Below are 26,525 nucleotides of genomic sequence, written 5' to 3' on the forward strand. Positions count from 1 at the left end.
CGGTCGGGGCCTTCCGCGTTTCACCCCCCTCGACGTTTCACCTCCGGAGAAAGAACCGTCGAATTCCCCTGCCCCCTGGCATTTCCGGCCGGGTTCGGGCACTAGAGTGGTCCCGGTGCGCCTCGTGATTGCTCGCTGCCAAGTGGACTACGTCGGCCGTCTCACCGCTCACCTCCCGATGGCTCGTCGCCTGCTGCTCATGAAGGCGGACGGTTCGGTGCTGGTGCATTCCGACGGCGGTTCGTACAAGCCGTTGAACTGGATGAGCCCGCCGTGCTGGCTGGAGGAGCGTGACAGCGAGGCGGAGGCGGCCAAGCTCTGGGTGGTCACCAACAAGGCGGGCGAGGAACTGCGCATCACCGTCGCCGAGATCGAGCACGATTCCCAGCACGAACTGGGTGTGGATCCGGGCCTGGTGAAGGACGGCGTGGAGGCGCATCTGCAGGAGCTGCTGGCCGAGCACATCGAAACCCTCGGCGCGGGTTACACACTCATTCGCCGCGAGTACATGACCGCCATCGGCCCGGTGGACATCCTGTGCCGGGACGCCGACGGCGCGACGGTGGCGGTGGAGATCAAGCGCCGCGGCGAGATCGACGGGGTGGAGCAGCTGACCCGCTACCTGGAGCTGCTCAACCGCGACCCGCTGCTGGCCCCGGTCACCGGAGTCTTCGCCGCCCAGCAGATCAAGCCGCAGGCCAAGACCCTCGCGACCGACCGCGGGATCCGCTGCCTCACGCTGGATTACGACGCCCTGCGTGGCACCGAGAGCGACGAATTCCGGCTGTTCTAACCTCGGATCATGCCCCGTCGCAAGCCGAGACCCCAGCAGTCGGCGCGGTCCCACCCGGAACCGCGCCCGCTGGGTGATGTCTTCGGCCGCCAGGAGGAGGGGCCGGGCGGGGAGATGTATGTCGTCCGTACCGTGCCCGGCACCCGCGCCGTCAAGCGCTACCGCTGCCCCGGCTGCGATCAGGAGATCATGCCGGGTGTCGCCCACATCGTCGCCTGGCCCGCCTACGGAGGCGAGGACGACCGCCGCCACTGGCACACCGGCTGCTGGAAAGGCCGACATACCAGGCGAATTACCCGCCGCTGGTCCTAGTCGAAGCTGCTACGCGTCCACTGTGCGGTATCCGAAACAACAGCGGAAATAGGCGAGGCCGCCCCGTGCGGGGGCGGCCTCGGAGTGGATGGGTGTCGCCCGGTCGGCGTCGAATGTGAGGGACTAGCTGGAGACCTCGGCGTTTTCACGCTGTTCTTCGTCGACGTTCTGCTCTTCCTCGGACTCGGACTTGGAGTCCTGGATGGCCTTGCGACCGGACTGCTTGCTCTGCAGTGAGCGCGGCTCCGGGTTGCCGTCGAGCAGTTCGCTCTCGCGGTTGACCGCGGCCAGCATGGCCGGAACCGAATCGAGCTGACCGCGAATGCCCAAGAGCTGAGCCAACACTCGTCCGCGCAGCACGCGCATCTCCTCGGCCAGCTCCTTGGCGTGCGCGATCTTGCGATCGGCCGTGTTGGTGGCGTTGGTGATAAGGCGGTTGGACTCGTCGGTGGCGTCCTTGATGCGCTGGGCGGCCTCGGCGCGGGAGGTGGCCTCGAGCTCCTCCATGGCGCGGGTGAGCTTGGTGCGACGCTCGGCCATGGTGACCTCGAAGTCCTGCTGCGCGGCCTTGCGCTTGGCCTCGGACTCCTTGGTGATGCGGTCGGCCTCGGCATTGGCGGCGTCGATGATCTTCGCGGCCTCGGCGCGGGCATTGGCGAGGGTCTGCTCGAACTCGACCTCCAGCGCCTCGCGCTTCTCCTTGGTCTCGGAGAGCAGCGATTCGTACTTTCCGCGCATCTCGGCCGCCTGCTGTTCGGCGATCGAGATCATTTCCGCGGCCTCGGCCTGAGCCTGGGCGCGCACCTCGGATGCCTCGTCGGAGGCCAGGCGCAGCATGCGGGAGATGCGGTCGGACATACCTTCCGCGGTGGTCGGCGGCACCGAGAGCCGGTCGACCTCCTTGCGCAGCTCATCGATCTCGTCGCGCGCGTCTTCCAACTGCGCGGCCAGGTTTCGGGCCTGGGCGGCAGCGGCGTCGCGATCGGTAGCGGTTACCCTTAGCTCGGCGTCGAATCGGTCGAAGTAGTTGCGCACCTCATCACGGTCATACCCCTTCCGCACTACGGTAAAGGGCAGAGCGACGAAGCGATTACGATCGGGCTCAGTGGACGACATGCCCCACAAACTACAGCCTGTCGACCACTGATGGTGACCCGACCGCGAATGTTGTTACAGCCTCTTTCCCGTCGTGGATGTCGGTACTAGTGAGTAGTTTTCGCGGCGGGCTCGACGAGTTCGACCAGCACACCGCCAGCATCCTTCGGGTGGATGAAATTGATGCGGGAACCTGCTGTTCCGCCGCGCGGGGCCTCGTACAGCAAACGCAAGCCCCGTGTACGGAGATACTCGGAGACAGCTTCGATATCCGTGACACGGTATGCGAGCTGCTGCAGGCCGGGCCCATTTCGGTCGATGAACTTGGCAATGGTGGAGTCCGCGTTCAGCGGGGCCAGCAACTGGAGAGCACTCGAGCCCGCGGGCGCGCCCGGGCACGACAGCATGGCCTCGTGCACGCCCTGGGCCTCGTTGATCTCCCGATGCGTCTCGACCATGCCGAGATTCTCGGCGTACCAGGCGATGGCGGTATCGAGATCGGGAACGGCGATGCCGACGTGGTCGACGGCGGTCACATACTCCGCGGGGACGAATTCGGGCTTTTCGGTGTTGCTCACGTACCGAACGGTAGCGCGCACCTGAGGACGAGGGGCGGGAGGCAGCGGGTTACCTTTGAGTAGGGCCTCGACTGTGGCAGGGGTCCGATCATCCGACGTAAGCGAGGGCTCATCGTGACCACCACCGTCATCGTCTCCGGCGCCCGCACCCCGGTGGGGCGGTTGCTGGGATCGCTGAAGGACTTCAGCGGCTCCGATCTGGGCGGCATCGCCATCAAGGCGGCCCTGGAGCAGGGCGGCGTGACGCCCGAACAGGTCGACTACGTGATCATGGGCCAGGTGCTGACCGCGGGTGCGGGACAGATCCCGGCGCGGCAGGCGGCCGTGGCGGGCGGCATCCCGATGGATGTGCCCGCGCTGACCGTCAACAAGGTCTGTCTGTCCGGCATCAACGCCATCGCGCTGGCGGATCAGCTGATTCGCGCCGGTGAGTACGAGATCGTGGTCGCCGGCGGTATGGAGTCCATGTCCCAGGCCCCGCACCTGCTGGAGAAGAGCCGCGAGGGCTTCAAGTACGGCGACGTGACGCTGCGCGACCACATGGCCTACGACGGCCTGCACGACATCTTCACCGAGCAGCCCATGGGCGCGCTCACCGAGCAGCGCAACGACACCGACAAGATCAGCCGCGAGGAGCAGGACGCCTTCGCCGCCGCCTCGCACCAGAAGGCCGCCGCGGCCTGGAAGAACGGTGTCTTCGCCGACGAGGTCGTGCCGGTCTCCATTCCGCAGCGCAAGGGCGATCCCATCGTGTTCGCCGAGGACGAGGGTATTCGCGCGGACACGACCGCCGAATCGCTGGCCAAGCTGCGTCCCGCCTTCCGCAAGGACGGCTCCATCACCGCCGGTACCGCCTCGCAGATCTCCGACGGCGCGGCCGCGGTGGTCGTCATGTCCAAGGCCAAGGCGCAGGAACTGGGCCTGACCTGGATCGCCGAGATCGGCGCGGCCGGTGTGGTCGCCGGACCGGACTCCACCCTCCAGGACCAGCCCGCCAACGCCATCCTGAAAGCCTGTGAGCGGGAGGGTATCTCGCCCGCCGACCTGGATCTGGTGGAGATCAACGAGGCCTTCGCCGCCGTCGGCGTGGCGTCCACCCGCAAGCTCGGCATCGACCCGGAGAAGGTCAATGTCAACGGCGGGGCCATCGCCATCGGCCACCCGCTCGGCATGTCCGGCGCCCGCATCCTGCTGCACCTGGCCTACGAGCTGAAGCGGCGTGGCGGCGGCGTCGGCGCGGCCGCGCTGTGCGGTGGCGGCGGCCAGGGTGACGCCCTGATCGTCCGCGTCTAGCACTCCGGCGTATCCGCCCCCGATTCGAGCTCGAATCGGGGGCGTTCGCGTTCGCGCGGGGCGCTGTGACCTACCTCCACTACGCGGTGTCGTAGGTCTCAGGGCACAATGGTCCGCATGGGTGATTTCTTCGATCTCGGCACGGTGGCGAAGCGCTTCCGATTCTTCGCGGTGCTCGAGGCGGTGTCCTGGGCGGGTCTGCTGATCGGAATGGCGTTCAAGTGGATTCCGCGACTGCTGGACGCCTTGAATCTCGGCGTGACCGATCCGCAGATCGTGGTCGGGGTGAAGATCTTCGGTCCGATCCACGGCGGCGTGTTCATCTTCTACGTGCTCATCGCCCTGCTGGCGGCGCGGGAACTGGAGTGGAGCCGCCGGACCACGCTGTTGGCGCTGGTCGCGAGCATTCCGCCGTTCGCCACCGTCTGGTTCGAGCGCTGGGCCGTCCGCACCGGGCAGTTGGGTGAGCTGAGCGCCGGCGCCGGGGCGGCAGGCGCCGCCCCGGCCGCGACGCGTTCGTGACAGACTGGATGTCGTGACTCGACCTGCACGACGACCTTCAGCCGCCGTCGCCGCCGCTATGTCCGGTGCGGTGGATCTGTCCGCATTGAAGCAGCCCGCGGTGAGCGGGGACGCTCCCCAGGGGCATGCCGTCACCGAGGCTGACTTCGAAACCAAGGTGCTGCGCCGCTCCACCCAGGTGCCGGTGGTGGTGGCGCTGTACTCCCAGCGCAGCCCCGGCAGCATCGAACTGGTGAAACTGCTGGAGAAGCTGGCCGCCGAAACCACCGACTGGGAGCTGGCCAGCATCGAGGCCGAGGCCAATATGCGCATCGCGCAGGCCTTCGGGGTGCAGGGCATCCCGACGGTGGTCGCGGTGGCCGCGGGGCAGCCGCTCGCCGACTTCACCGGCAACCAGCCGGAGGAGCAGGTGCGGCAGTGGCTCGCCGCCGTCGTGGACGCGGTGCGCGGCAAACTGCCCGGCGTCGGTGCGGGCGGCGAGGGGGAGCCGGAAGCGCCGGAGGACCCGCGCTTCGTAGCCGCCGAAGAAGCCTTGGAGCGTGGGGATTTCGCCACCGCCGAGGCCGCGTACCAGGCCATCCTCAATGCCGAGCCCGGCAATGCCGAGGCCAAGGCCGCGCTGCGCCAGGTGCAGTTCGTGGCCCGGGTCCAGGAGTTGGACCCGAGTTCGGTCGCCAAGGCCGACGCCGATCCGGCGGATCTCGACGCGGCCCTGGCCGCCGCCGATCTGGAAATGTTCAACCAGCAGCCGGAGCAGGCCTTCGAACGCCTCATCGCGTTGGTGAGGCGCACCGCGGGCGATGATCGCACCCGCGTCCGCACCCATCTGCTGGAACTGTTCGAACTGTTCGATCCGGCCGAGCCCATCGTGGTGGCGGCCCGGCGCAAGTTGGCCGCCGCGCTCTACTGACCCGGTCGGTAGCGGCCACATCGACCAGCACCGGTTCCCCGGCTTCAACGCGAAGTGGGGAACCGGTGCGTTTCATCAGGCGTCCGGCGTGGTGCCCTTGCCGGCGCTCATGGTGCTGAGCGACTTGATCACGTCGACCAGGGCCGAGGACGAGCCGGTGCCGCTCGGGTCGGGCTCGCCGGGGGCGACGACCGGCGCGACGGTGACCGGGACGTCGGCGGCGGCCATACCGGCGCCCGCGCCCAGGAATCCGGCCGCGGCGGCGGCGATGAACATGGCGGTACCCAGCTTCTTCATGGAGATCTGTTCCTCTTCGGTGGATCTGAGATAATTACGCTTCGGTTGCGACGCCGCACGGTCAAATCCACTACATGCCAACCGATCTCGGCAGACCCGAATATCCGCGCCCCCATTTCCGGGGGCGGTGAGCGGCAGGCGGGACACTCACTCCGGGGTGAGCCACAGCGCGCTGTTGGGGGCCAGCGTGACCGCGGCCGACACCGGACGGCCGTGGCGAGGCTCGCCATCGGCCGTCACACCGCCCAGATTGCCGATCCCGCTGCCGCCGTAGGCCGTGGCATCGGTATTGAGAATCTCCCGCCAGCGCCCGCCGCACGGTAATCCCACGCGATAGTCCGGGTGCTCGGCGCCGGAGAAGTTGTACACGCACGCGATGATGGCGCCGTCGCTGCCGTAGCGCAGGAACGACAGCACATTGCGGTCGCGGTCGTCGGCGTCGATCCAGGAGTACCCGCCGGGTGAGGTGTCCTGGCTCCACAGCGCGCGATGCCCGGTGTAGAGCTCGTTGAGGTCGCGCACCAGGGTGTGGATGCCCCGGTGCAGCGGGTTGTCGAGTTCGTACCAGTCCAGGCCGCGGTCGTGGTCCCACTCCCGGAACTGACCGAATTCCTGCCCCATGAACAGCAACTGCTTACCCGGATGCGACCACATGTACGCCAGCAGGGCGCGTACGCCGCTCGCTCTGGCGAAATCGTCGCCGGGCATGCGCGTCCACAGGGTGCCCTTGCCGTGCACGACCTCGTCGTGGCTGATGGGCAGCACGTAGTTCTCGCTCCAGGCATAGGTGAGCGAGAAGGTGATCTCGTTGTGGTGCCAGGTGCGGTGCACCGGATCGTGGCCGAGATAGCCGAGCGTGTCGTGCATCCAGCCCATATTCCATTTCATGGTGAAGCCCAGCCCGCCGACCTCGGTGGAGCGGGTGACGCCGGGCCAGGTGGTGGACTCCTCGGCGACGGTGAGTACGCCCGGATGGTGGCCGTGGACGGTGGCGTTCATCTCCTGCAGGAAGGCGACGGCCTCCAGATTCTCGCGGCCGCCGTGCGCATTGGGCTCCCAGCCGCCCTCGGGGCGCGAATAGTCCAGGTACAGCATGGAGGCGACGGCGTCCACCCGCAGACCGTCGATGTGGAATTCCTCGATCCAGTAGCGGGCGTTGGCGACCAGGAAATTGCGCACTTCGTTGCGACCGAAGTCGAAAACATAAGTGCCCCAGTCGAGTTGCTCACCGCGACGCGGGTCGGGGTGTTCGTACAGGGCGGTGCCGTCGAAGCGGGCCAGTGCCCATTCGTCGCGCGGGAAGTGCGCGGGCACCCAGTCCAGGATGACGCCGATGCCCTTGCGGTGCAGGTGATCCACGAACCAGCGGAAGTCGTCGGGGGAGCCGAAGCGCGCGGTGGGGGCGTAGTAGGAGGTGACCTGGTAGCCCCAGGAGCCGCCGAAGGGGTGTTCGGCCACCGGCAGCAGCTCCACATGGGTGAAACCTTGGGCGGCAACGTATTCGGCCAGCTGCTCGGCGAGCGCCCGATAGCCGAGGCCGGGCCGCCAGGAGCCGAGGTGCACCTCGTAGACGCTGATCGGCGCGCGGGTGGGATCGAGCCGGGCGCGGGCGCGCAGCCACCGGTCGTCACCCCACTCGAAGGTGCTCGCGGTGATCACCGAGGCGGTGGCGGGCGGTGGCTCGGTGGCGAAGGCCAGCGGATCGGCGTGGTCGACGACCCGGCCGTCGGCGCCGTGCACGCGGTACTTGTACTTGTCGCCCGGACCCAGCCCCGGCACGAACAGCTCCCAGACCCCGGAGCCGCCGAGCCGCCGCATGGGCGCGGTGTGCCCGCTCCACCCGTCGAAGTCGCCGATGACCGCCACCCCACGGGCATGCGGGGCCCAGACCGCGAACGAGGTGCCGGTCACCTCGCCGTCCAGCGTGGTGTAGCGGCGCGGATGCGCGCCCAGCGCCTCCCACAGCCGCTGGTGCCGTCCCTCGCCGATCAGGTGCAGATCCAGCTCCCCGAGGGTGGGCAGGAAGCGGTAGCCGTCGGCGTCCACGGTGGTGCGCCCGCCCGGATACGAGGTGACCAGGCGGTAGTCCCACAGCTCCGGGAACGGGACCACGCCCTCGAACACCCCGTGCTCGAGGTGCTCTAGTGGATGGTCGGCGTCGCCGATGCGGGCCGCCACGGTGTCGGCGTGCGGGCGGATCGCCCGGATCACCGTGCCACCGGGGTGCGGATGCGCGCCCAGCACCGTATGCGGGTCCGGGTGGGTGCCCGCCGCCAACAGCATGAGGTCACGACGATTCATGCGAGGCATTCCGGGCGAACGGGCTCACGGGTGGCGCACACATCTGCCAACTTACTGCGCGGCACTCGGCGCGGCGGGGTCGAACCGGCGCGCCGAGGCAACCGGACACCGCACCCGCAGCGCCGAGCGGGGGCGGGTTCGCCCGTGGGCAACCGGCGGCGTTTACGATCGAGGGTGGATACGGAACGCTCGAACCACGCTCGGGTAGGAGCGCTGATGTGTCGATTGTTCGGATTGTCGGCCGCGCCGCAACGGGTGAAGGCCACCTTCTGGCTGCTGGACGCGCCGGACAGCCTGGCGCGGCAGAGTCGGCGGGAGCCGGACGGGGTGGGCCTGGGCACCTTCGCCGCCGATGGCACCCCGCTGGTCGAGAAGCAGCCGCTGGCCGCGTACGAGGACGCCCGGTTCGGCAGGGAGGCGCGGGAGCGGGCGTCGGCCACCTTCGTCGCCCATGTGCGCTACGCCTCCACCGGGGCCGTGGAACCGCGAAACACCCATCCGTTCCAGCAGTTCAAGCGACTGTTCGCGCACAACGGGGTGCTGCACGGGCTGTCCGAGCTGGATGCCGAACTCGGCGCGTATCGCGAACTGGTGCAGGGGGATACCGAATCCGAACGGTTCTTCGCCCTGATCACCAAGCGCATCGACAAGTACGACGGCGATGTCACCGCGGGCATCGCCGACGCCGTCGCGTGGATCGCGGATCGGCTGCCGGTGTACGCGCTCAATCTGGTGCTGACCACCGCGACCGAGCTGTGGGCGCTGCGCTACCCGGCCACTCACGAGCTGTACGTGCTGGAGCGGGCGGCGGGCGGAGCGGGTGGCGAACGGCATCTCGACCATGCGGGCCGCATCGGAATCCGGGCGCGGAGCGGGCATCTCGCGCGGCATCCGGCCGTGGTGGTGGCCAGTGAGCGCATGGACGAGGATCCGGGCTGGCGGCTGCTGCGGCCGGGCGAGCTGCTGCACGTCGACGAGCGGCTTCGGGTGCGCTCCACCCGGGTGCTGAACCGCCCGCCCCGGCATGCGCTGTCGCTGGCACAGCTGGAACCGGCCGCCGCCGCTTCCCAGACCGGAGCCTGAACGCCGCGCGGTCGGGTGCGGTGCTCAGTGGAAGCTGTGCCGGTACGCCAGTTCCTGGCGGGCCTGGATCGGCACCGGGGGCAGGTTCAGGATGTGCGCCACCGCGCGGGCGGGATCCAACCGCACGTAATTGGTCTGGCCCCAGTGGTATTCCTCGCCGCTCACCTCGTCGTACACCACCGGCCGGTCGTGCCATTCGCGGCCGATGGCGGGCAGATCCAGCGACACCATGCCCTGCTCGGCACCGAAGGGGTTGAGGTTGACCACGATCAACACGGCGTCCCCGGTGGTGGGGTCGAATTTGGAGTAGGCCAGCAGCGCGTCGTTGTCGGTGTGGTGGAAGTGGATGCAGCGCAGCTGCTGTAGCGCCGGATGGGCGCGGCGGATCTCGTTGAGCCGGGTTATCCACGGCTCCAACGATTCTCCGCGCGCGGCCGCCTCGGCGAAGCGGCGCGGGCGCAGCTCGTACTTCTCCGAGTCGAGGTACTCCTCGCTGCCCGCGTGCACGGCCTGATGCTCGAACAGCTCGAATCCGGAGTACACGCCCCAGCTGGGTGCGAGGGTGGCGGCCAGCACCGCGCGAATGGCGAACATGCCGGGCCCGCCGTGCTGGAGGCTCTCGTGCAGGATGTCGGGCGTATTCACGAACAGGTTGGGCCGCGCCTCATCGGCCTTGGTGGCCAGCTCTTTTCCGAACTCGATGAAATCCTGTTTGGTGGTGCGCCAGGTGAAATAGGTGTAGGACTGGCTGAATCCGCGCCGGGCCAGGCCGTAGAGGCGGGCCGGGCGGGTGAACGCCTCGGACAGGAAGATCACGTCCGGGTGTTCGCGACGCACCTGGCCGATCAGCCACTCCCAGAAGTCGGCCGGTTTGGTGTGCGGATTGTCGACCCGGAAGATTCGCACCCCCAGGCCGATCCAGTGCTTCACCACCCGCAGTACTTCGGCGTACAGCCCGTCCGGATCATTGTCGAAATCGACCGGGTAGATGTCCTGGTACTTCTTCGGCGGATTCTCGGCGAAGGCGATGGTGCCGTCGGGCAGGGTGGTGAACCACTCCGGATGCGCCGCCACCCACGGATGGTCCGGGGCGCACTGCAACGCCAGATCAAGCGCCACCTCCATACCCAATGCCGTTGCCGCACCGATGAAGCCGGCGAAGTCGGACTCGGTGCCCAGGGCCGGGTGAATGGCGTCGTGCCCGCCCTCGTCGGAGCCGATGGCCCACGGCGACCCCACATCGCCGGGCTCGGCGGTGAGAGAGTTGTTGCGGCCCTTGCGATTCACCTTCCCGATGGGGTGGATGGGCGGCAGGTACACCACATCGAAGCCCATGGCCGCGATGCGGGGCAGCTCCTTGGCGGCGGTGGCGAAGGTGCCGTGCACCGGCCTGCCCTCGGCGTCCCAGCCGCCCGTGGAACGCGGGAAGAATTCGTACCAGGCTCCGTACAGCGCCCGCTGCCGTTCCACCAGCACGGTGTGCTGGGGGCCGCGCGTCACCATGTCGCGCAGCGGAGTGGCGCGCAGGATCTCGCCCACCTCGGTGCTGAAGGCCGGGGCCACCCGCGCGGGCAGCTGTACGTCGCTGCGCAGGGCGGCGGCCGCGGCCCGCAGCGTCTCCCACTGCTTCTTCGGCACCGCCTGGGCTGCGCGCTCCAGCAGTCGCGCACCGATCTCCAGGTCGTTGGCCAGATCGGCCGCGCTCTGCCCGACCGCGAGTTTGGCCTCCACCGCCGCGCGCCAGGTGGCGACGGGATCGCTCCAGCCCTCGATGCGGAAGGTCCACCGGCCGGGTGAGGTCGGCGTGAACACGCCGTTGAACACGTCGGGCTGGTAGTCCGGCGTCATGCGGATCCGCCGGGGCCGCGAGGAGCCGGGCGCGCGCACCGCCAGTGTCGCCGCCACCGCGGCGTGCCCCTCGCGCCAGACCACCGCCCGCACCGGAAATACCTCGCCGACCACGGCTTTCGCCGGTCGGCCGCCGGGAATTGCAGGGGCGGTGTCATCGATGGCGATGCGGCCGGTCACGCCCCGAACTTACCTTTCGCGGACCCGGACGGTCGCGACGGGCACCGTCCGTGCCATGGCGGGCGCACCATCCGATCACGCGGGCCGACCGACAACGGATCGCGGTCGGCCGTACGGGCGGCGGCGCGGTTTCCGGCCGACGTCCGGATGCGGGGGCGCTACGCCTGTCCGGGCTTCAGCACGATGAACAGGCCGTTGGCCTCGGCGCACAGCCGGTCGCCATCGGACATGGTGGCCCGGACGTACACCTTGCGGCCCTCCACGCGCTCCACCCGGCCGTGCACCCGCAGCTCGGTGTCGAGCGGGGTGATGGAGCGGTAGTCGATGGTGAGGGAGGCGGTGCGGGTGACCTGCTTGGTGTGCACGGCGGCGGTCATGCCGAGCAGGTCGTCGAAGGCGAGCGCGATGTGCCCGCCGTGCGCGGCCGCATTGCCGCCCAGATGGAAGGTGCGGAAGGTGAGCCGGGCGTCCACCCCGTCGCGCGCGGCGCGGTCGATCCAGAACGGGGGCAGGGTGATATTGCCGCGCGAGGGCAGATCGTGTCGCCGCCAGGTCGGGGCCGACCACTCGTCCACCACGGCCTCGTCGAGCCGGTCGTTGAGCTGCTTCAGCATGGCGATGGCATCGAGGGCCACGTCATCGCTCGGCGCGCACAGTCGCACCTTGTCCATGAGCTCGCGGACCTGCTCGATCAGTTCCCCGTAGTGCGGTCCACCCGCGGAGTTGTCCCGCGCGAGTTCCGCCATCGGCCGGAACCCGCCTTCGTGGTGCTCGGCGGTCGGAACCGACTCGACCTGCTGCTCAGTCATGAGAACACGTTATCGGTTGCTCGCGAGAAGCTCGTGCCGAGGGCCGATCGCGCGGTGTGAGCCGTGCCGTCGCCCGCCCGCCGCCGCGCGGCCACCCGGTAGGGTCGAGCGGGTGAAGGCACTGCGTCGATTCACCGTTCGCGCCCATCTGCCCGAGCGGCTGTCCGCGCTGACCGAGCTGGCGACCAACCTGCGGTGGTCCTGGCACGCGCCGACGCAGGATCTGTTCGCCGCGCTCGACCCGGAGCTGTGGGTGGAGGTGGGCCGCGATCCGGTGCGGATGCTGGGCGAGGTGCCCGCGGCGCGACTCGACGAGTTCGCCGCCGATGCCGACTACGTGCGCCGGGTGGACGCGGGGGCGGCCGATCTGCGTGACTATCTGACCCGGCCGCGCTGGTTCCAGCGGCAACCCGAACACGACCGACCGCGCGGCATCGCGTACTTCTCCATGGAGTTCGGTGTCACCGAGGTGCTGCCCAACTACTCCGGCGGCCTCGGCATTCTGGCCGGTGACCACCTCAAGGCCGCCTCGGACCTGGGGCTGCCGCTCATCGGGGTGGGCCTGCTGTACCGCTCCGGCTACTTTCGCCAGTCGCTGTCCGCCGACGGCTGGCAGACCGAGCACTACCCGGCCCTGGACCCGCAGGGCCTGCCGCTGCGCCTGCTCGCCGAGGGCGGCGCGCCCGTGCTGCTGCACGTCCCCATGCCGGAGGGCCGGGTGCTGCGGGCCCGGGTCTGGATCGCGCAGGTGGGGCGAATCCCGTTGCTGCTGCTGGACTCCGATATCGCCGACAACGACGCGGAACTGCGCGCGGTCACCGACCGGCTGTACGGCGGCGATCAGGACCACCGCATCAAACAGGAGATGCTGGCGGGCGTGGGCGGCGTGCGCGCGGTGCGCGCCTACACTCGGGCGCACGACCTGCCCGATCCGGACGTCTTCCACATGAACGAGGGCCACGCCGGATTCCTGGGCGTCGAGCGCATTCGCGAATTCATGGCCACCGGAATGGATTTCGACTCCGCGCTGGCCGCGGTGCGGGCCGGGACCGTCTTCACCACGCACACCCCGGTGCCCGCCGGGATCGACCGGTTCGCGGCCGGACTGGTGCGCCGCTACTTCGGCGGCTCCCATGGTGAGCGGGAATCGGTGCTGCTGCCCGGGGTTTCGGTGGACCGCATTCTGGCCCTGGGGCGCGAGCACGATCCGTCGGTGTTCAATATGGCCCATCTCGGGCTGCGACTCGCCCAGCGCGCCAATGGCGTCTCACGCCTGCACGGCGAGGTCAGCCGCGGCATGTTCAACCCGCTGTGGCCGGGCTTCGACACCGCCGAGGTGCCCATCGGCTCGGTCACCAACGGTGTGCACGCCCCGACCTGGGCCGCCCGCGAATGGATCGACAAGGCCCGCGAACTCATCGGTGACGAGCTGGTGGAGGAGGCGCGCGGCTGGGAGCGGCTCAGCGACGTCGATCTCGGCGAACTGTGGTCTACCCGCACCGCGCTGCGCGGGATCCTGGTGGCCGAGGTGCGCCGCCGACTGCGGGCGTCCTGGCTGGAACGCGGGGCGGCACCGGCCGAACTCGGTTGGGTGGACGAGGTTTTCGATCCGGATGTGCTCACCGTCGGTTTCGCCCGCCGGGTGCCCACCTACAAGCGACTCACCCTGATGCTGCGCGATCCGGACCGGTTGCGCGCCCTGCTGCTGGATCCGGACCGTCCGGTGCAGCTGGTGGTGGCGGGCAAATCGCATCCGGCCGACGACGGCGGCAAGGCGCTCATCCAGCAGATCGTGCGCTTCGCCGACGATCCGGCGGTGCGCCACCGCATCGTCTTCCTGCCCGACTACGACATGTCCATGGCCCGCTACCTGTACTGGGGATGCGATGTGTGGCTGAACAATCCGCTGCGCCCGCTGGAGGCGTGCGGCACCTCGGGCATGAAGTCCGCGCTCAACGGCGGGCTGAACCTCTCCATCCGGGACGGCTGGTGGGACGAGATGTACGACGGCGAGAACGGTTGGGCCATCCCCACCGCCGACGGCGTCCGCGACGAGCATCGCCGCGACGACCTCGAGGCCGCCGCCCTGTACGAACTGCTGGAACGATCGGTGCTGCCGCGCTTCTACGATCGCGATCGCGACGGCATGCCGGTGCGCTGGATGGAGATGGTGCGTCACACCCTGCAGACGCTGGGCCCGAAGGTGCTGGCCTCCCGCATGGTGCGCGACTACGCGGTGGACTACTACCGTCCCGCCGCCGCGGCCGGTGCCGCGGTCGCGCGCGACGATTTCGGCGGCGCCCGCGCGCTGGCCGAATACCGCCGCCGTGTCGAGACCGCTTGGCCCGGGGTGAAGGTCGTCCAGGTGGACAGCTCCGGCCTGCCCGACACCCCGGTCATCGGCGCGAACCTGGCGCTGCGCGCCCGCATCGACCTCGGCGGCCTCGCTCCGGTGGACGTCACGGTGCAGGCGGTGCTGGGCCGGGTCTCGACCACCGACGAGCTGTCCGATGTCGTGACCGTGCCGATGGACCACGTCGGGTCCGAATCGGGCACCGAGTTGTTCGAGGTGCGGACCCCGGTCCCGCTGTCCGGCGCGGTCGGCTACACCATTCGGGTGCTGCCGGAGCATCCGCTGCTCGCCACGTCGTCCGAGCTCGGGGTGGTCGCCACGCCGAGCCCGTAGCGGGCGCGCCACCCGGCCTGATAATTTGCCCACTATTCGCCGGGTCGGATGCGGTCGTCCGGTATGCGAGCGGCTAACGTGCCTGCGGGGCACTCCCGCACCATCCGGCCGACTGGAGCAGAACACCGATGACCACCGACGTCCTGTCGCGCGCCAAGGGGCGCATCGACGAGTATCTCGGCGTCAGCCGCCACGGCTCGACCATGAAGCGTGAATTCATGGCGGGCACCGTCACCTTCCTGGCGATGTCCTATGTCCTCGCGGTCAATCCGACGGTGCTCGGCGACGGCGGTCCGCTGGGCGATCAGGGCATGCCCATGCAGGCGGTCTTCACGGCCACCGCCGTGGCCGCCGTGGTCGGCACCCTGGTGATGGGCCTGTGGGCGCGTTATCCGGTCGCACTGGCCCCGGGCATGGGGCTCAACGCGTTCTTCGCGTACACGGTCGTGCTGAGTATGGGCATCCCGTGGGAGGAGGCGCTGTCGGGCACGCTGCTGTCCGGCATCATCTTCTTCGTCCTCGCGGTCACCAAGGTGCGCGAGAAGATCATCGACGCCATCCCCATGCAGATGAAGCTGGCCGTGGGCGCGGGTATCGGCCTGTTCGTGGCCTTCCTCGGCTTCAAGAACGCGGGCATCGTGGTCGCGAGCGAGGCCACCCTGGTGCATCTGGGCGACTTCCATCAGGGCACCACGCTGCTGGCGCTGCTCGGGCTGCTGCTGACGGTCGTCTTCATGGTGCTGCGCTGGAAGGGCGCGGTACTCTACGGCATTCTGGTCACCGCCGTCGTCGGCATGGTCTCGGGTCTGGTGGAGCTGCCGAGTGCGGTGGTCGACCTGCCGCACGGACTGAACGAGACCTTCGGTCAGGCCATCGTCAATCTGCCGAACGTCTTCACCAACGAGAAGATGATCATCGTCGTGCTGACGATGCTGTTCGTCGACTTCTTCGACTCCTCGGGCACCCTGATCGGCGTCGCCCACCAGGCGGGCATGCTCACCAAGGACGGCAAGCTCGAGCGTGCCGGGCGGGCGCTGGCCGCCGACTCCATCGGCACCGCGGCGGGCGCGATCATCGGCACCTCCACCACCACCGCCTACGTGGAGTCCACCGCGGGTGTTTCGGCGGGCGGCCGCACCGGGCTCACGGCCGTCGCCACGGCGTTCTGGTTCCTGATCGCCATGTTCTTCTTCCCGCTGTTCGCCGTGGTGGCGGGCGTTCCGGCGGTGACCGCGCCCGCGCTCATCGTGGTCGGCGTGCTCATGTCCCGGGCGCTCGGGGAAATCGAATGGGACAAGCTGGAATACGCGGTCCCGGCCTTCATCACCGTCGTCATGATGCCGCTGACCTTCTCCATCGCGAATGGCATCGCCATGGGGCTGCTGTTCTACCCGCTGATCATGGTGGCGAAAGGCCGCGCGCGTGAGGTGCATCCGGTCATGTGGGCGCTGCTGCTGGTGTTCCTGGCGTACTTCTTCTTCCTCGCCGAATAGCGTTATTCGCGTCGCCGCGTCGATGTAACGGGGATTACATCCTATTTCGAAGGTTCCGGAATAGGCTCCCGGTCCCGTAGGTTGGCTACCACTGAATGCGAAGCGGACCACGGTCCGGATGCTTTGCCGAAGTAACGAACCGACGTCGACAGATGAGGAAAAGACGATGACCGCACCCACCACCGGTGGTACCAGTTCGACCCGCTCCCTCCTGGCGGCCCGGGAGGGCGTGGACGCCACCGCCACCGATATCGGCCTGCTGATCGCCCGCGTCGGTTTCGGCGGCCTGTTCGCCGTGCACGGCAGTCAGAAGCTGTTCGGCTGGTTCAACGGCTACGGCCTCGAGGCCACCAATGCCGGCTTCGATCAGATGGGATACAACCCCGGTGCGTTCTTCGGCACCCTCGCCGGGCTGAGTGAACTCGTCGGCGGCCTGCTCTTGCTGCTGGGGCTGCTCACGCCGCTGGCCGCCGCCATCGTGCTCGGCACCACCGTCAATATCCTCAACGCCACCTGGTCCGACGGCTTCGCGATGTGGGAGATGGGCGCGCTGTTCGCCCTCGCGGCCGCGGCGCTCGCCTTCACCGGTCCGGGCCGGTTCTCGCTCGACCACGGTCGGCCGTGGGCCCGGCAGGGTGTGGTGTGGGGTGTCGCCGCGGTGGTGCTGGCCATTGTGGCGGGCGTGCTCACGCTGATTCTGAAGGCGGTTCTCTGAGGATTGTGTGTCCCCGCGCCGCGTGCAGGGCTTGGCGCGGGGACCACGGATACTTCGATGTGGGAATTGGGGGTCATCGGAGTACCGCATGCCAATTTACTTCTGTCCGGAAGTATAACGGTGCCGATGTGAGTGGTTTCACACCGGAGCTTTTCGTCGATAGGTTTATTTCGAGGCGGCGGCGGGTGATCCGGTCAGGCGTCGCAAAGCCTGGGCAACCACCTCGGGATCGGAAGTCTCCCAATACGGCGGCAATGACGCACGCAGATATCCGCCGTAACGTGCTGTGGCCAAACGGGAATCGAGAATCGCGATAACCCCGCGATCGTCGACACTGCGCAACAGGCGGCCGGTGCCCTGCGCCAGCAACAGCGCCGCGTGATTGGCCGCCACCGAGAGAAATCCATTGCCGCCCCGCGATTCTACCGCGCGCTGCCGGGCCACCAGCAGCGGGTCGTCCGGACGCGGGAACGGAATGCGGTCCAGGATCACCAGACTCAGCGACGGACCGGGAACGTCCACGCCCTGCCACAGCGACAGCGTGCCGAACAGCGAGGTTTCCGGAACCTCGGCGAACTTGCGCACCAGCGCGCCGGTGGCGTCGTCACCCTGGCACAGCACGGGGGTGTCGAGCCGCTCGCGCAGGATCTCGGTGGCCGCCTTGGCCGCTCGCATGGAGGAGAACAGGCCCAGGGTGCGCCCGCCCGCGGCGGTCACCAGACGTTCGATCTCGTCCAGGTAGGCGGGCGGCAGGCCGTCGCGCCCCGGGGCCGGGAGATGCTTTGCCACATAGAGGATTCCGGCCTTGGCATGATCGAACGGGGAGCCCACGTCCAGGGAGTTCCAGCGCACCTGCTCCGCATCGGCGGGGGCCTGCGCCCCGTTGGCGAGCGCGGCGTCCACCCGTCCGGGGGACTGCGGCGGCAGCCCCCAGGTGACGGCGAGATTGTCGAAGGAACCGCCCACCTGGAGGGTGGCCGAGGCCAGCACCACGGTGGCGGTGCCGAACAGGCGGCTGCGCAGCAGTCCGCCCACCGAAAGCGGGGCCATGTGCAGGGTGCGGCGCGCGACCCCGCGCATCTCGTCCACGGCCAGCCAGACCACATCGCGGTGCGCGGCCGGATCGGACTCCTCGAACGTCTCCAACACCCGCACCGCGGCGTCGTGCGCCTCCTCCACCGCGGCGAGGGCCTGATTGCGGGTGGCGGCCGTCTCCGGATCTCCCTGCGGCGCACCGGAACCCTGTGGATTGAGCGCGGTGCGGGCATTCCAGGCGGCGTCGCGCACCAGCGCCAGCGCCGGGGCCGCGCCCTCGGGCAGGGTGTCCCAGCGGCCCGCGGGCAGCTCGTCCAGGAAGGCGTGCCACGCCTCGGCGGCGCTCTCCAGCCGATCGACCTCCCGCTCGTCGATCAGTTTGGCGCAGCGTTTGGCGGCGGCGCTGATGGCGGCGGTGGACAGCTCCGCGGTGGCCACCCCGGTGACCCGGTCCACCAGTTCGTGCGCCTCGTCCACGATCACCACATCGTGTTCGGGCAGCACCTGGATGCCGCTGATGGCGTCGATGGCCAGCAGCGCGTGATTGGTGACCACCACATCGGCCTGTCCGGACTCGGCGCGGGCCTTCTCCGCGAAGCAGTCCACGCCGAACGGGCAGCGGGATTTGCCCAGACATTCGCGGGAGGAGACGCTGACCTGCCGCCAGGCGCGGTCACTCACCCCGGGGGCGAGTTCGTCGCGGTCGCCGGTCTCGGTGTCGGAGGCCCAGTCGTTGAGCCGCTGCACCTCGCGGCCCAGCCGGGAGATGGCGAAGGCGTCGAACAGCTCGGCCTCGGCGGGCTCGTCCGGAATGGCGCTGTTGATTTTGTTGAGGCACAGATAGTTGTTGCGGCCCTTGAGAATCGCGTACTGCGGCACCCGGCCCAGCGGCTTGGCCAGCGCCTCCGACAGTCGCGGCAGATCGCGATCCACCAGCTGCCGCTGCAGCGCGATGGTGGCGGTGGAGACCACCACCGTGCGCCCGGTGCGCACCGCGTGGCGCAGACTCGGCACCAGATAGGCCAGTGACTTGCCGGTGCCCGTCCCGGCCTGCACGGCCAGATGCTCCCCGGTGTCGATGGCGTGCGCGACCGCCGCCGCCATGGTCTGCTGCCCGGTGCGTTCCTTCCCGCCCAGAGCCTCGACGGCGGTGGACAACAGTTTCGGCACGGGTGGGAGTTCGGGCACGGCCGTCAGCGTAGCGACTCCGGCCGACAAGCCGACGGTCCGTGCGAGACCGATCGGTCGGCGGCGCGGGCGTGTCGGTGCGAAACGCGAGTGACCGAATCGGGCGGCGCTGGGAGGATATGCGAATGGGGAAGGTGCTCATCATCGGCGACCTGCACGGCAACACCGAACACGCGCTGGCGCTCCTGCGGGAGGCGACGGCGCGCGGATGCGATCGGGTCTTCGCGCTCGGCGACTTCGGGGCCTGGGAACACGTGCCCTCGGGGCGGCGGTACTTCGACGTGGTGAACAAGGCCGCGCGGCGCGCGGAGCTGACCGTGTACTTCCTGGACGGCAATCACGACAAGAGTTCGCTGGTGCACGAGCTGTACGGGGAGAAGCTCGATGACGAGGGCTTCCTGCGGTGCCGCAGCAATCTGCGCTACGCCCCGCGCGGACACCGATGGACGTGGGCGGACACCCGCTTCGCCGCCTTCGGCGGGGCGTACTCGGTGGACAAGCAGCGCCGCCTGCAGTGGGAGGCGCAGCGCGCCGCCTCCGGCGAACGGCGGCGCGCCCGCGGTTCCCGCCGCGTCCGCGAGACCGCCGGGACGCTGTGGTTCCCGGAGGAGCAGATGACCGACGCCGAACTCGACGCCCTGCTCGACGCCGACAGCTCACCGGTGGACGTGCTGTTCACTCACGACAAGCCCCGCGCCGCCGCGCCGGATTTCGACCGCAAGAAACACCCGGACTGCCTACCGAACCAGGACCGCATCCAGCGCGCGGTCGAAACCCTGCGCCCCGCGGTCCTGTTCCACGGCCATTTCCACTACCGCTACACCGACCGGATCGCCCTCGGCGGCGACGAGTGGACCCGCGTCGAGGGCCTGGCGGCCGACCCGGATGCCTCCCCGCGCCCGGACTACCACCGCGACGACTCCTGGTACGTGCTGCCGCTGCCGCACGCCCGCGATGGCGAGGAGACGTCCCGCGCGGCGAGCTGACGAGCCTGCCGCGGACTCGAGTGTGGCGAGCCCGCTGACGCCTGGTGATGCGAGGCGCTGGCGCTCGAACGGCTGAGTTCACCGGCCCCGCGCTGAGCTGCCGCGGCCGTATCCGCCGACGTCGCTCGCCAGGTCCGGTGCGCGTCCGGCTCCGGCGGCTCAGCTCTCCAGCGTGCCCGCCAGTTCCACTCCCGCGGCGCGCAGCTGTTCCAGCGCGGTGTCGGCGGTCGCCGGGGAAACCGCGGCGGTGAGGCCCAGCAGCACCCGCGTGTCGAACCCGGCGGCGCGGGCGTCCAGGGCGGTCGCGCGGACGCAGTGGTCGGTGGCGATACCGCACACGTCCACGGTGTCGATGCCGTGGTCGCGCAGCCAGTCCGCGAGTGCGGTGCCGTCCTCGGCGCTGCCCTCGAAACCGGAGTAGGCCGCGCTGTACGCGCCCTTGGAGAACACCTGCTCGATGCGGCTGGTGTCGAGGTTGGGGTGGAAGTGCGCACCCGGCGTATCCGCGCGGCAGTGCGGCGGCCAGGTGTCCAGGTAGTCGGGCGTGTCGGAGAAATGCGGTCCGGGATCGATGTGGAAGTCGCGGGTGGCCACGACGGCGGCGTAGTCGGAGACGCCGAGGTACTCGGTGATCCGGTCCGCCACCGCCGCCCCGCCCGTGACGGCCAGCGATCCGCCCTCGCAGAAATCGTTCTGCACATCGACGACGATCAGGGCTCGGCTCATGGGGCGACCTCCCGGTTGAACTGCGGCGGTGCTGCCTGCGTATTGCATTCTGCCGCTCGGACCGACAGGGGTCCATGCGGAAGTGTCCGCAGGAGGATTCGATGAGGTTCGTATACGCGGGTCTGGTGCTGATCGCCTTCGCCGGTATCGCGACCGTGGTCAAGGCGTGGAGCGGAGGTGGCGACGCGGTGGACCCGTTCATCGCGGTCGTCGGCGCCGCCGTCGGCATGGCGGTGGTCGCCGCCTGGTCGTGGCGACGCCCGTTCAGCGGACGAAGGTCGTCGGAATCGCCGGATCGCCGACGGACAGTTTCAGACCCTCCCACGGCAGGCTGACCAGCGCGCGGGCCAGCCGGTCCCGGCTCTCGGGCAGGGTGGGCGGATCGGCGACCACCTCGCCGCCGCGCACCAGCGGCGTCTGGAGATCGCGTACCTCGAAACCGTTGGGGGCCGGGCGTTCTCCGGCAGCCGGGTAGACGATCTCCTCCACCATGGTTCCGGTGCGCCGGGACAGCCGCACCGCCCGCTTGGCGCCGCCCCGGGATTCCTTGTGCGAGCTGCGTTTCGCCACCGGCACCCCCTCGACCTCCACCAGCTTGTAGACCATGCCCGCGGTGGGCGCGCCGGAGCCGGTGACCAGGGAGGTGCCCACGCCGTAGGCGTCGACGGGTTCGGCGCGCAGTGCCGCGATGGCGTATTCGTCCAGGTCCCCGGACACCACGATCTTGGTGCGGGTCGCGCCGAGCGCGTCCAGCTGCTCGCGCACCTGCCGGGCCAGCACGCCCAGATCGCCGGAATCGATACGCACGCCGCCCAATTCGGGTCCGGCCACCTCGATGGCGGTGGCCACGCCGCGGGTGATGTCGAAGGTGTCCACCAGCAGGGTGGTGCCGACGCCGAGCGCGTCCACCTGGCTGCGGAAGGCCGCCGCCTCGTGCGCGCCGTCCGCCCCGCTGTGCAGCAGCGTGAAGGCGTGCGCGCTGGTGCCCGCGCTGGGCACCCCGAAGGCGCGGGCGGCCTCCAGATTCGAGGTGGCGTCGAACCCGGCCAGGTAGGCGGCGCGGGCGCTGGCGGGCGCGGCGAGTTCGTGGGTGCGTCGCGAGCCCATCTCGATCAGGGTGCGGCCCCCGGCGGCGCTCACCATGCGGGCGGCGGCCGCGGCGATGGCGCTGTCGTGGTTGTAGATCGACAGGATGAGCGTTTCCAGCAGGACGCATTCGGCGAAACTGCCGCGCACCGTGAGAATGGGGGAGCCGGGGAAGAACAGTTCGCCCTCGGGGTAGCCGTCGATATCGCCGCCGAAGCGGTAGTCGCGCAGCCACGCCACGGTGTCCGCGTCCAGGAACCGCTCGACCACCGCGAGTTCCGCCGCACCGAAACGGAAGTCGCGCAGCGCGTCGAGCAGTCGCCCGGTACCCGCGACCACGCCGTAGCGCCGCCCGTGCGGCAAGCGCCGGGCGAATACCTCGAAGGTGCAGCGCCGCTGTGCCGACCCGTCGGCCAAGGCCGCCGCCAGCATGGTCAACTCATACTGGTCGGTCAACAACGCGGTGCTGGAATCACGGTCAGGCATCACACGCCCCATTCTGCTGCACGCCGTATACCCGAACTCGTACGCTGGGTTGGTTCGCGGCGCGTCTCGGTTCTGGACTGACCGGAGCGGGGGAGCGAAGCGGAGGAGCGGAGGGAGGGAAGAACCGAGACTTCCAGCGCCGCGAACCCGCCCGGAGCGCAGCGGAGGGCAATCGAACACAGCCGCGGCGTCTGTTGTTTCTCCGGGGTCAAGTCGTACCCTGGGTGTTATGGGTCTGTGCATAGAAGACGCTGTCCGGATCGCCGCCGGTCCGGTCGGCGCGAACCTGACATTGTCGGCGGCGCAGGCGACCCCCGAGGCGGTCGAGTACACCGAGATCCTGGAGGCCGAGGACCGGCCGTGGGTGACCGTGGTCTGGGACGATCCGGTCAATCTCATGCACTACGTCACCTACATCTTCCAGAAGCTGTTCGGCTACAGCAAAGGCAAGGCAACCGAGTTGATGCTCAAGGTGCACAACGAGGGCAAGGCCGTGGTGTCCTCCGGGTCGCGGGACAAGATGGAACACGACGTACAGCGCCTGCACGCGGCCGGACTGTGGGCGACCATGCAGCGTGACGACTGATCCGGACGACTACGGTAGGCCCGTGCGGAAGTGGAGCAGGAAGAACTCCCTGAGCGGGCCGAAACTACGCTCGGAAATGGACGCCCACGAGGCGGAGGTGTTGCGTTCCCTCGTCGGCGCGGTCACCGGGTTGCTGACCGACCGGGCGGGTGAGGCCCCCGAGGACGATCTCGCGGCCCTCACCGGGCTACAGATGGGCAATGCTGCCCCGCCGGACGATCCCCGGCTGCGCCGCCTGCTGCCCGACTTCCACCGCCCCGAACCCGGTTCTCCCGACGCCGACCGCGCCGACCTCAACAGCGCGCTGCGCAGCCTGCACGAACCCGACATCATCGAGGCCAAGGTCACGGCCGGACAGGTGGTCCTCGACACCGTTCCGGCCCAGGGCGGGAAGATCAACCTTTCGCCCGAGCAGGCCGACGCCTGGCTGACCTCCCTCAACGACATTCGGCTCGCCCTCGGCACCGCCCTCGGCATCGACGCCGACACGCCCGACATGCTGGACCCGGACGATCCCCGGGCCCCGCACCTGGATGTCTACCACTGGCTGACCTGGATGCAGGATTCGCTGCTACAGGCCCTGGCTCCCTGACCGTGGGCACCGCTAGCGTGGGCTGCGTGAACACGGCTGCTGGACCGCGCGATTCGCTCACCGATGTGACCGGCCTGCTGGTCGGGCACCACCATGTGCTCGACGCCGATGCCACGCTCGGCTCCGGTGCGGCGACCGGCTGCACCGTGGTGCGCGCGCCGGGCGGTGCGGTCGCGGCCGTGGACGTGCGCGGCGGCGGTCCCGGTACCCGGGAAACCGATCTGCTCGATCCGTCGAATACCGTGCGCCAGGCCAACGCGATACTGCTGACCGGCGGCAGCGCCTACGGTCTGGCCGCCGCCGACGGCGTGATGCGCTGGCTCGAGGAACGGGGCGAGGGCATTCCGATGGATCCCGCCGATCCGAGCCGGGTGGTGCCGATCGTGCCGAGCGCGGTGATCTTCGATCTTCCGGTGGGGGCGTGGAATATTCGGCCCACCGCCGACTTCGGCTTCCTGGCCGCCGAGGCGGCCGCCGTGGATTTCGCGCGCGGGTCGGTGGGTGCGGGCGTCGGCGCGCGGGCCGGGTCGATCAAGGGCGGAATCGGCACCGCCAGTGTGCGTTTCACCGACGGGCCGGCCGCCGGGGTCACCGTGGGCGCACTCGTGGTCGCCAATCCGGTGGGTTCGGTCTTCGACCCGCGCACCGGATTGCCGTGGGGTGCGGGCACGGACGGTCCCGACTATTTCGGCCTGCGGCCCGCCACCGCCGAACAGCTCGCCGCCGCCAACGCGCTGCCGGTGAAGGGCACTGTGCTCAATACCACCATCGGCGTGGTGGCCACCGACGCCGACCTCGGCCCGGCCGCCTGCCGCCGCCTGGCCACCACCGGTCATGACGGGCTGGCCCGCGCCATCCGCCCGGTCCACTCCCCGCTGGACGGCGATACCCTGTTCGCCGTCGCCACCGGTACCGTGCAGGCCGCCGACCAGGGCGTTCGCCTGCCGCCCGCCTTCGCGGCGGAACTGCTGATCCTGGATCAGCTCTGCACGGCCGCCGCCGTCTGCGTCGAGCGCGCGGTGGTCGACGCCATCCGCAGCGCCACCGCCGTCGCGGGCGTTCCGGCCTATGCCGACCTGTTCCCGGGCTGACCGCCCGCGCCTCCCGGTTCCGGTTCGTCGGGAATAGCCGCATATTCTCGACTGTTGAGGGCCGGTGAGCGGAAGGAATGCGACAGTGCTGGTGATCAAGGCCGACCTCGTCGACAAGATGGTGGCGCACGCGCGCGCCGATCACCCGGATGAGGCGTGCGGTGTCATCGCCGGTCCGGAGGGTTCCGATCGTCCCGAGCGGTTCATCGCCATGATCAACGCCGAGCGCTCGCCCACCTTCTACCGGTTCGATTCCGCCGAACAGCTGCGGGTGTGGCGCGAGATGGACGACCGCGACGAGGCGCCCGTGGTCATCTACCATTCGCACACCGCCACCGAGGCCTACCCGAGCCGCACCGACGTCTCGTTCGCCTCCGAACCCGACGCCCACTACGTGCTGGTCTCCACCCGCGACCCCGAACAGCACGAACTGCGCAGCTACCGCATCATCGACGGCCAGGTCACCGAGGAGCCGGTCCGGGTCGTCGCCGACTACGCGGTGGACGCCTGAGCACTCCCCGCGCGACCACGCCAGCAGGAAACGAGCAAGGAGCACCCATGCCGGTCACCGTGTCCATCCCCACCATCATGCGGCCCATCACCAAGGGCGAGAAGCGGGTGCAGGCCGAGGGCTCGACCCTGGCCGCGGTCATCGACGATCTGGAATCGAACTACCCGGGACTGAAGGATCGGCTGCTCTCCGACGGCAAGCTGAACCGCTTCGTCAACATCTACGTCGACGACGAGGACGTGCGCTTCGAGGGCGGGCTCGCGGCCGAGGTCACCGACGGCGGCACCGTCACCATCCTCCCGGCCGTCGCGGGCGGCGCGTAATACCGTGGCACGCTTCGAGTCGCTGATCGAGACCCTCGGCAACACTCCGCTGGTCGGGCTGAAGAACCTGTCCCCGCGCTGGGACGGCGACGACCACGTGCGGCTGTGGGCCAAGCTCGAGGACCGCAATCCGACCGGGTCCATCAAGGACCGTCCGGCGTTGCGGATGATCGAGCAGGCCGAGGCCGAGGGCAGGCTCACCCCCGGCTGCACGATCCTCGAGCCCACCAGCGGCAATACGGGGATCTCGCTGGCCATGGCGGCCAAGCTCAAGGGCTACCGGCTGGTGTGCGTGATGCCGGAGAACACCTCGGTGGAGCGGCGGCAGCTGCTCACCATGTTCGGCGCGGAGATCATCGACTCCCCGGCGGCGGGCGGCTCCAATCAGGCGGTGGCGCGGGCCAAGCAGATCGCCGCCGAACACCCGGACTGGGTGATGCTCTACCAGTACGGCAATCCGGCCAACGCGCTGGCGCACTACGAGACCACCGGCCCGGAGATCCTAGCCGACCTGCCCGAGATCACGCATTTCGTGGCGGGTCTGGGCACCACCGGCACCCTCATGGGCACCGGCCGCTTCCTGCGCGAGAAGCTGCCCGAGATCGATATCGTCGCCGCCGAACCGCGCTACGGCGAACTGGTCTACGGGCTGCGCAACCTCGACGAGGGCTTCGTGCCCGAACTCTACGACGAGTCCGTGCTCACCTCCCGTTTCTCGGTCGGCCCCTACGACGCGGTGCGCCGCACCCGGGAGCTGGTGCTGGAGGAGGGCATCTTCGCGGGCATCTCCACCGGCGCGATCCTGCACGCCGCGCTCGGCGTCGGCCGCAAGGCGCTGCAGGCGGGCAAGCGCGCCGATATCGCCTTCGTGGTGGCCGACGCCGGATGGAAGTACCTGTCCACCGGCGCGTACGACGGCACCCTCGAGGAGGCGGAGGAGCGGCTCGACGGTCAGCTCTGGGCCTAGTGCGCCCGGTACGCTCGGAGATACGAGCGTTCT

25 protein-coding genes are annotated in these 26,525 nt (G+C 69.4%); 16 read left to right on the forward strand and 9 right to left on the reverse strand.

The window, feature by feature from the left end; translation table 11 throughout:
• Positions 1-115 precede the first annotated feature (115 nt).
• Positions 116-793, forward strand: a complete 678-nt coding sequence (gene nucS, locus QJS31_RS28485; protein WP_282786000.1) for an endonuclease NucS — start codon at positions 116-118, stop codon at positions 791-793.
• A gap of 9 nt (positions 794-802) precedes the next feature.
• Positions 803-1,105, forward strand: coding sequence for an ATP/GTP-binding protein (locus tag QJS31_RS28490; RefSeq protein ID WP_143982548.1), 303 nt, complete (start codon positions 803-805; stop codon positions 1,103-1,105).
• A 123-nt stretch (positions 1,106-1,228) separates the two neighbouring features.
• Here QJS31_RS28490 and QJS31_RS28495 read toward each other — a convergent pair whose 3' ends face one another.
• Both QJS31_RS28495 and mce read right to left on the reverse strand, forming a co-directional pair.
• Positions 1,229-2,221, reverse strand: a complete 993-nt coding sequence (locus tag QJS31_RS28495) for a hypothetical protein (RefSeq protein WP_029926480.1) — start codon at positions 2,219-2,221, stop codon at positions 1,229-1,231.
• Between the two features lie 86 nt (positions 2,222-2,307).
• Positions 2,308-2,778 (reverse strand): methylmalonyl-CoA epimerase, encoded by a 471-nt coding sequence (mce, locus tag QJS31_RS28500; protein ID WP_282785999.1) that lies wholly within the window; start codon positions 2,776-2,778, stop codon positions 2,308-2,310.
• 114 nt (positions 2,779-2,892) lie between these two features.
• Between mce and QJS31_RS28505 the strand changes: the two genes are divergently transcribed.
• The 3 genes from QJS31_RS28505 to QJS31_RS28515 all read left to right on the forward strand — a co-directional run bounded on the left by QJS31_RS28505 (position 2,893) and on the right by QJS31_RS28515 (position 5,503).
• Complete coding sequence (locus tag QJS31_RS28505) at positions 2,893-4,071, forward strand: acetyl-CoA C-acetyltransferase (protein ID WP_306358161.1); 1,179 nt, start codon at positions 2,893-2,895, stop codon at positions 4,069-4,071.
• 108 nt (positions 4,072-4,179) lie between these two features.
• On the forward strand, positions 4,180-4,593 hold the full coding sequence (locus QJS31_RS28510; protein ID WP_306358162.1) for a DUF3817 domain-containing protein: 414 nt from the start codon (positions 4,180-4,182) through the stop codon (positions 4,591-4,593).
• A gap of 58 nt (positions 4,594-4,651) precedes the next feature.
• A complete protein-coding gene (locus tag QJS31_RS28515) occupies positions 4,652-5,503 on the forward strand; it encodes a tetratricopeptide repeat protein (RefSeq protein WP_282780575.1) in 852 nt (283 codons plus the stop codon).
• Between the two features lie 75 nt (positions 5,504-5,578).
• Here the strand turns inward: QJS31_RS28515 and QJS31_RS28520 are convergent, their stop codons facing one another.
• On the reverse strand, positions 5,579-5,800 hold the full coding sequence (locus QJS31_RS28520; RefSeq protein ID WP_306358163.1) for a hypothetical protein: 222 nt from the start codon (positions 5,798-5,800) through the stop codon (positions 5,579-5,581).
• A gap of 147 nt (positions 5,801-5,947) precedes the next feature.
• Positions 5,948-8,101 (reverse strand): 1,4-alpha-glucan branching protein GlgB, encoded by a 2,154-nt coding sequence (glgB, locus tag QJS31_RS28525; protein WP_306358164.1) that lies wholly within the window; start codon positions 8,099-8,101, stop codon positions 5,948-5,950.
• A 216-nt stretch (positions 8,102-8,317) separates the two neighbouring features.
• Between glgB and QJS31_RS28530 the strand changes: the two genes are divergently transcribed.
• The gene (locus tag QJS31_RS28530; protein ID WP_306358165.1) at positions 8,318-9,184 is read left to right on the forward strand and encodes a class II glutamine amidotransferase; all 867 of its coding nucleotides are present in this window, start codon (positions 8,318-8,320) and stop codon (positions 9,182-9,184) included.
• A gap of 24 nt (positions 9,185-9,208) precedes the next feature.
• Here the strand turns inward: QJS31_RS28530 and QJS31_RS28535 are convergent, their stop codons facing one another.
• Entirely contained in the window at positions 9,209-11,212 is a 2,004-nt protein-coding gene (locus QJS31_RS28535; RefSeq protein WP_306358166.1) for an alpha-1,4-glucan--maltose-1-phosphate maltosyltransferase, read from the reverse strand.
• Positions 11,213-11,370: 158 nt separating this feature from the next.
• Entirely contained in the window at positions 11,371-12,021 is a 651-nt protein-coding gene (locus QJS31_RS28540) for a PaaI family thioesterase (protein WP_282780565.1), read from the reverse strand.
• A gap of 112 nt (positions 12,022-12,133) precedes the next feature.
• On the opposite strand from QJS31_RS28540, the gene glgP reads away from it, so the two are divergent.
• The 3 genes from glgP (at position 12,134) to QJS31_RS28555 (ending at position 16,915) form a co-directional block, all read left to right on the forward strand.
• On the forward strand, positions 12,134-14,707 hold the full coding sequence (gene glgP, locus QJS31_RS28545) for an alpha-glucan family phosphorylase (RefSeq protein WP_282780564.1): 2,574 nt from the start codon (positions 12,134-12,136) through the stop codon (positions 14,705-14,707).
• A 128-nt stretch (positions 14,708-14,835) separates the two neighbouring features.
• On the forward strand, positions 14,836-16,200 hold the full coding sequence (locus tag QJS31_RS28550) for an NCS2 family permease (protein WP_282780562.1): 1,365 nt from the start codon (positions 14,836-14,838) through the stop codon (positions 16,198-16,200).
• 166 nt (positions 16,201-16,366) lie between these two features.
• Positions 16,367-16,915 carry a DoxX family protein gene (locus QJS31_RS28555; RefSeq protein WP_282780560.1) on the forward strand — a complete coding sequence of 183 codons (549 nt, stop codon included), beginning with the start codon at positions 16,367-16,369 and terminating at the stop codon, positions 16,913-16,915.
• A gap of 165 nt (positions 16,916-17,080) precedes the next feature.
• On the opposite strand, the gene QJS31_RS28560 is transcribed toward QJS31_RS28555, so the two are convergent.
• Entirely contained in the window at positions 17,081-19,138 is a 2,058-nt protein-coding gene (locus tag QJS31_RS28560) for an ATP-dependent DNA helicase (protein WP_282780558.1), read from the reverse strand.
• Positions 19,139-19,263: 125 nt separating this feature from the next.
• Here QJS31_RS28560 and QJS31_RS28565 point away from each other — a divergent pair, with 125 nt between their 5' ends.
• Complete coding sequence (locus tag QJS31_RS28565; protein WP_282780556.1) at positions 19,264-20,124, forward strand: metallophosphoesterase; 861 nt, start codon at positions 19,264-19,266, stop codon at positions 20,122-20,124.
• A 159-nt stretch (positions 20,125-20,283) separates the two neighbouring features.
• Here the strand turns inward: QJS31_RS28565 and QJS31_RS28570 are convergent, their stop codons facing one another.
• Complete coding sequence (locus QJS31_RS28570) at positions 20,284-20,850, reverse strand: nicotinamidase (RefSeq protein ID WP_282780554.1); 567 nt, start codon at positions 20,848-20,850, stop codon at positions 20,284-20,286.
• A gap of 264 nt (positions 20,851-21,114) precedes the next feature.
• Positions 21,115-22,422 carry a nicotinate phosphoribosyltransferase gene (locus tag QJS31_RS28575; protein WP_306358226.1) on the reverse strand — a complete coding sequence of 436 codons (1,308 nt, stop codon included), beginning with the start codon at positions 22,420-22,422 and terminating at the stop codon, positions 21,115-21,117.
• A gap of 229 nt (positions 22,423-22,651) precedes the next feature.
• Between QJS31_RS28575 and clpS the strand changes: the two genes are divergently transcribed.
• The 6 genes from clpS to QJS31_RS28605 all read left to right on the forward strand — a co-directional run bounded on the left by clpS (position 22,652) and on the right by QJS31_RS28605 (position 26,492).
• Complete coding sequence (gene clpS, locus QJS31_RS28580; protein ID WP_029926511.1) at positions 22,652-23,008, forward strand: ATP-dependent Clp protease adapter ClpS; 357 nt, start codon at positions 22,652-22,654, stop codon at positions 23,006-23,008.
• Positions 23,009-23,030: 22 nt separating this feature from the next.
• Positions 23,031-23,600 (forward strand): DUF2017 domain-containing protein, encoded by a 570-nt coding sequence (locus QJS31_RS28585; RefSeq protein ID WP_282785431.1) that lies wholly within the window; start codon positions 23,031-23,033, stop codon positions 23,598-23,600.
• Between the two features lie 26 nt (positions 23,601-23,626).
• Positions 23,627-24,691 carry a P1 family peptidase gene (locus QJS31_RS28590; RefSeq protein ID WP_306358167.1) on the forward strand — a complete coding sequence of 355 codons (1,065 nt, stop codon included), beginning with the start codon at positions 23,627-23,629 and terminating at the stop codon, positions 24,689-24,691.
• Between the two features lie 85 nt (positions 24,692-24,776).
• The gene (locus QJS31_RS28595) at positions 24,777-25,202 is read left to right on the forward strand and encodes a M67 family metallopeptidase (protein WP_282785433.1); all 426 of its coding nucleotides are present in this window, start codon (positions 24,777-24,779) and stop codon (positions 25,200-25,202) included.
• 47 nt (positions 25,203-25,249) lie between these two features.
• Positions 25,250-25,525: a MoaD/ThiS family protein gene (locus QJS31_RS28600; protein WP_282785434.1), complete on the forward strand. Its 276-nt coding sequence runs from the start codon at positions 25,250-25,252 to the stop codon at positions 25,523-25,525.
• A 4-nt stretch (positions 25,526-25,529) separates the two neighbouring features.
• On the forward strand, positions 25,530-26,492 hold the full coding sequence (locus tag QJS31_RS28605) for a PLP-dependent cysteine synthase family protein (RefSeq protein ID WP_306358168.1): 963 nt from the start codon (positions 25,530-25,532) through the stop codon (positions 26,490-26,492).
• Positions 26,493-26,525 lie beyond the last annotated feature (33 nt).

This window comes from Nocardia sp. CC213A (assembly GCF_030766805.1).
In the GTDB taxonomy this organism is placed as follows: Bacteria; Actinomycetota; Actinomycetes; order Mycobacteriales; family Mycobacteriaceae; genus Nocardia; species Nocardia otitidiscaviarum.

Coding starts and splice junctions, on each gene's coding strand:
- QJS31_RS28540 (WP_282780565.1), bottom strand. CDS start 12,021: ATGACTGAGCAGCAGGTCGAGTCGGTTCCGACCGCCGAGCACCACGAA.
- QJS31_RS28570 (WP_282780554.1), bottom strand. CDS start 20,850: ATGAGCCGAGCCCTGATCGTCGTCGATGTGCAGAACGATTTCTGCGAG.
- QJS31_RS28495 (WP_029926480.1), bottom strand. CDS start 2,221: ATGTCGTCCACTGAGCCCGATCGTAATCGCTTCGTCGCTCTGCCCTTT.
- QJS31_RS28515 (WP_282780575.1), top strand. CDS start 4,652: ATGTCCGGTGCGGTGGATCTGTCCGCATTGAAGCAGCCCGCGGTGAGC.
- glgB (WP_306358164.1), bottom strand. CDS start 8,101: ATGAATCGTCGTGACCTCATGCTGTTGGCGGCGGGCACCCACCCGGAC.
- QJS31_RS28510 (WP_306358162.1), top strand. CDS start 4,180: ATGGTCCGCATGGGTGATTTCTTCGATCTCGGCACGGTGGCGAAGCGC.
- clpS (WP_029926511.1), top strand. CDS start 22,652: ATGGGTCTGTGCATAGAAGACGCTGTCCGGATCGCCGCCGGTCCGGTC.
- QJS31_RS28530 (WP_306358165.1), top strand. CDS start 8,318: ATGTGTCGATTGTTCGGATTGTCGGCCGCGCCGCAACGGGTGAAGGCC.
- QJS31_RS28555 (WP_282780560.1), top strand. CDS start 16,367: ATGACCGCACCCACCACCGGTGGTACCAGTTCGACCCGCTCCCTCCTG.
- QJS31_RS28575 (WP_306358226.1), bottom strand. CDS start 22,422: ATGCCTGACCGTGATTCCAGCACCGCGTTGTTGACCGACCAGTATGAG.
- QJS31_RS28520 (WP_306358163.1), bottom strand. CDS start 5,800: ATGAAGAAGCTGGGTACCGCCATGTTCATCGCCGCCGCCGCGGCCGGA.
- QJS31_RS28600 (WP_282785434.1), top strand. CDS start 25,250: ATGCCGGTCACCGTGTCCATCCCCACCATCATGCGGCCCATCACCAAG.
- QJS31_RS28565 (WP_282780556.1), top strand. CDS start 19,264: ATGGGGAAGGTGCTCATCATCGGCGACCTGCACGGCAACACCGAACAC.
- QJS31_RS28490 (WP_143982548.1), top strand. CDS start 803: ATGCCCCGTCGCAAGCCGAGACCCCAGCAGTCGGCGCGGTCCCACCCG.
- QJS31_RS28550 (WP_282780562.1), top strand. CDS start 14,836: ATGACCACCGACGTCCTGTCGCGCGCCAAGGGGCGCATCGACGAGTAT.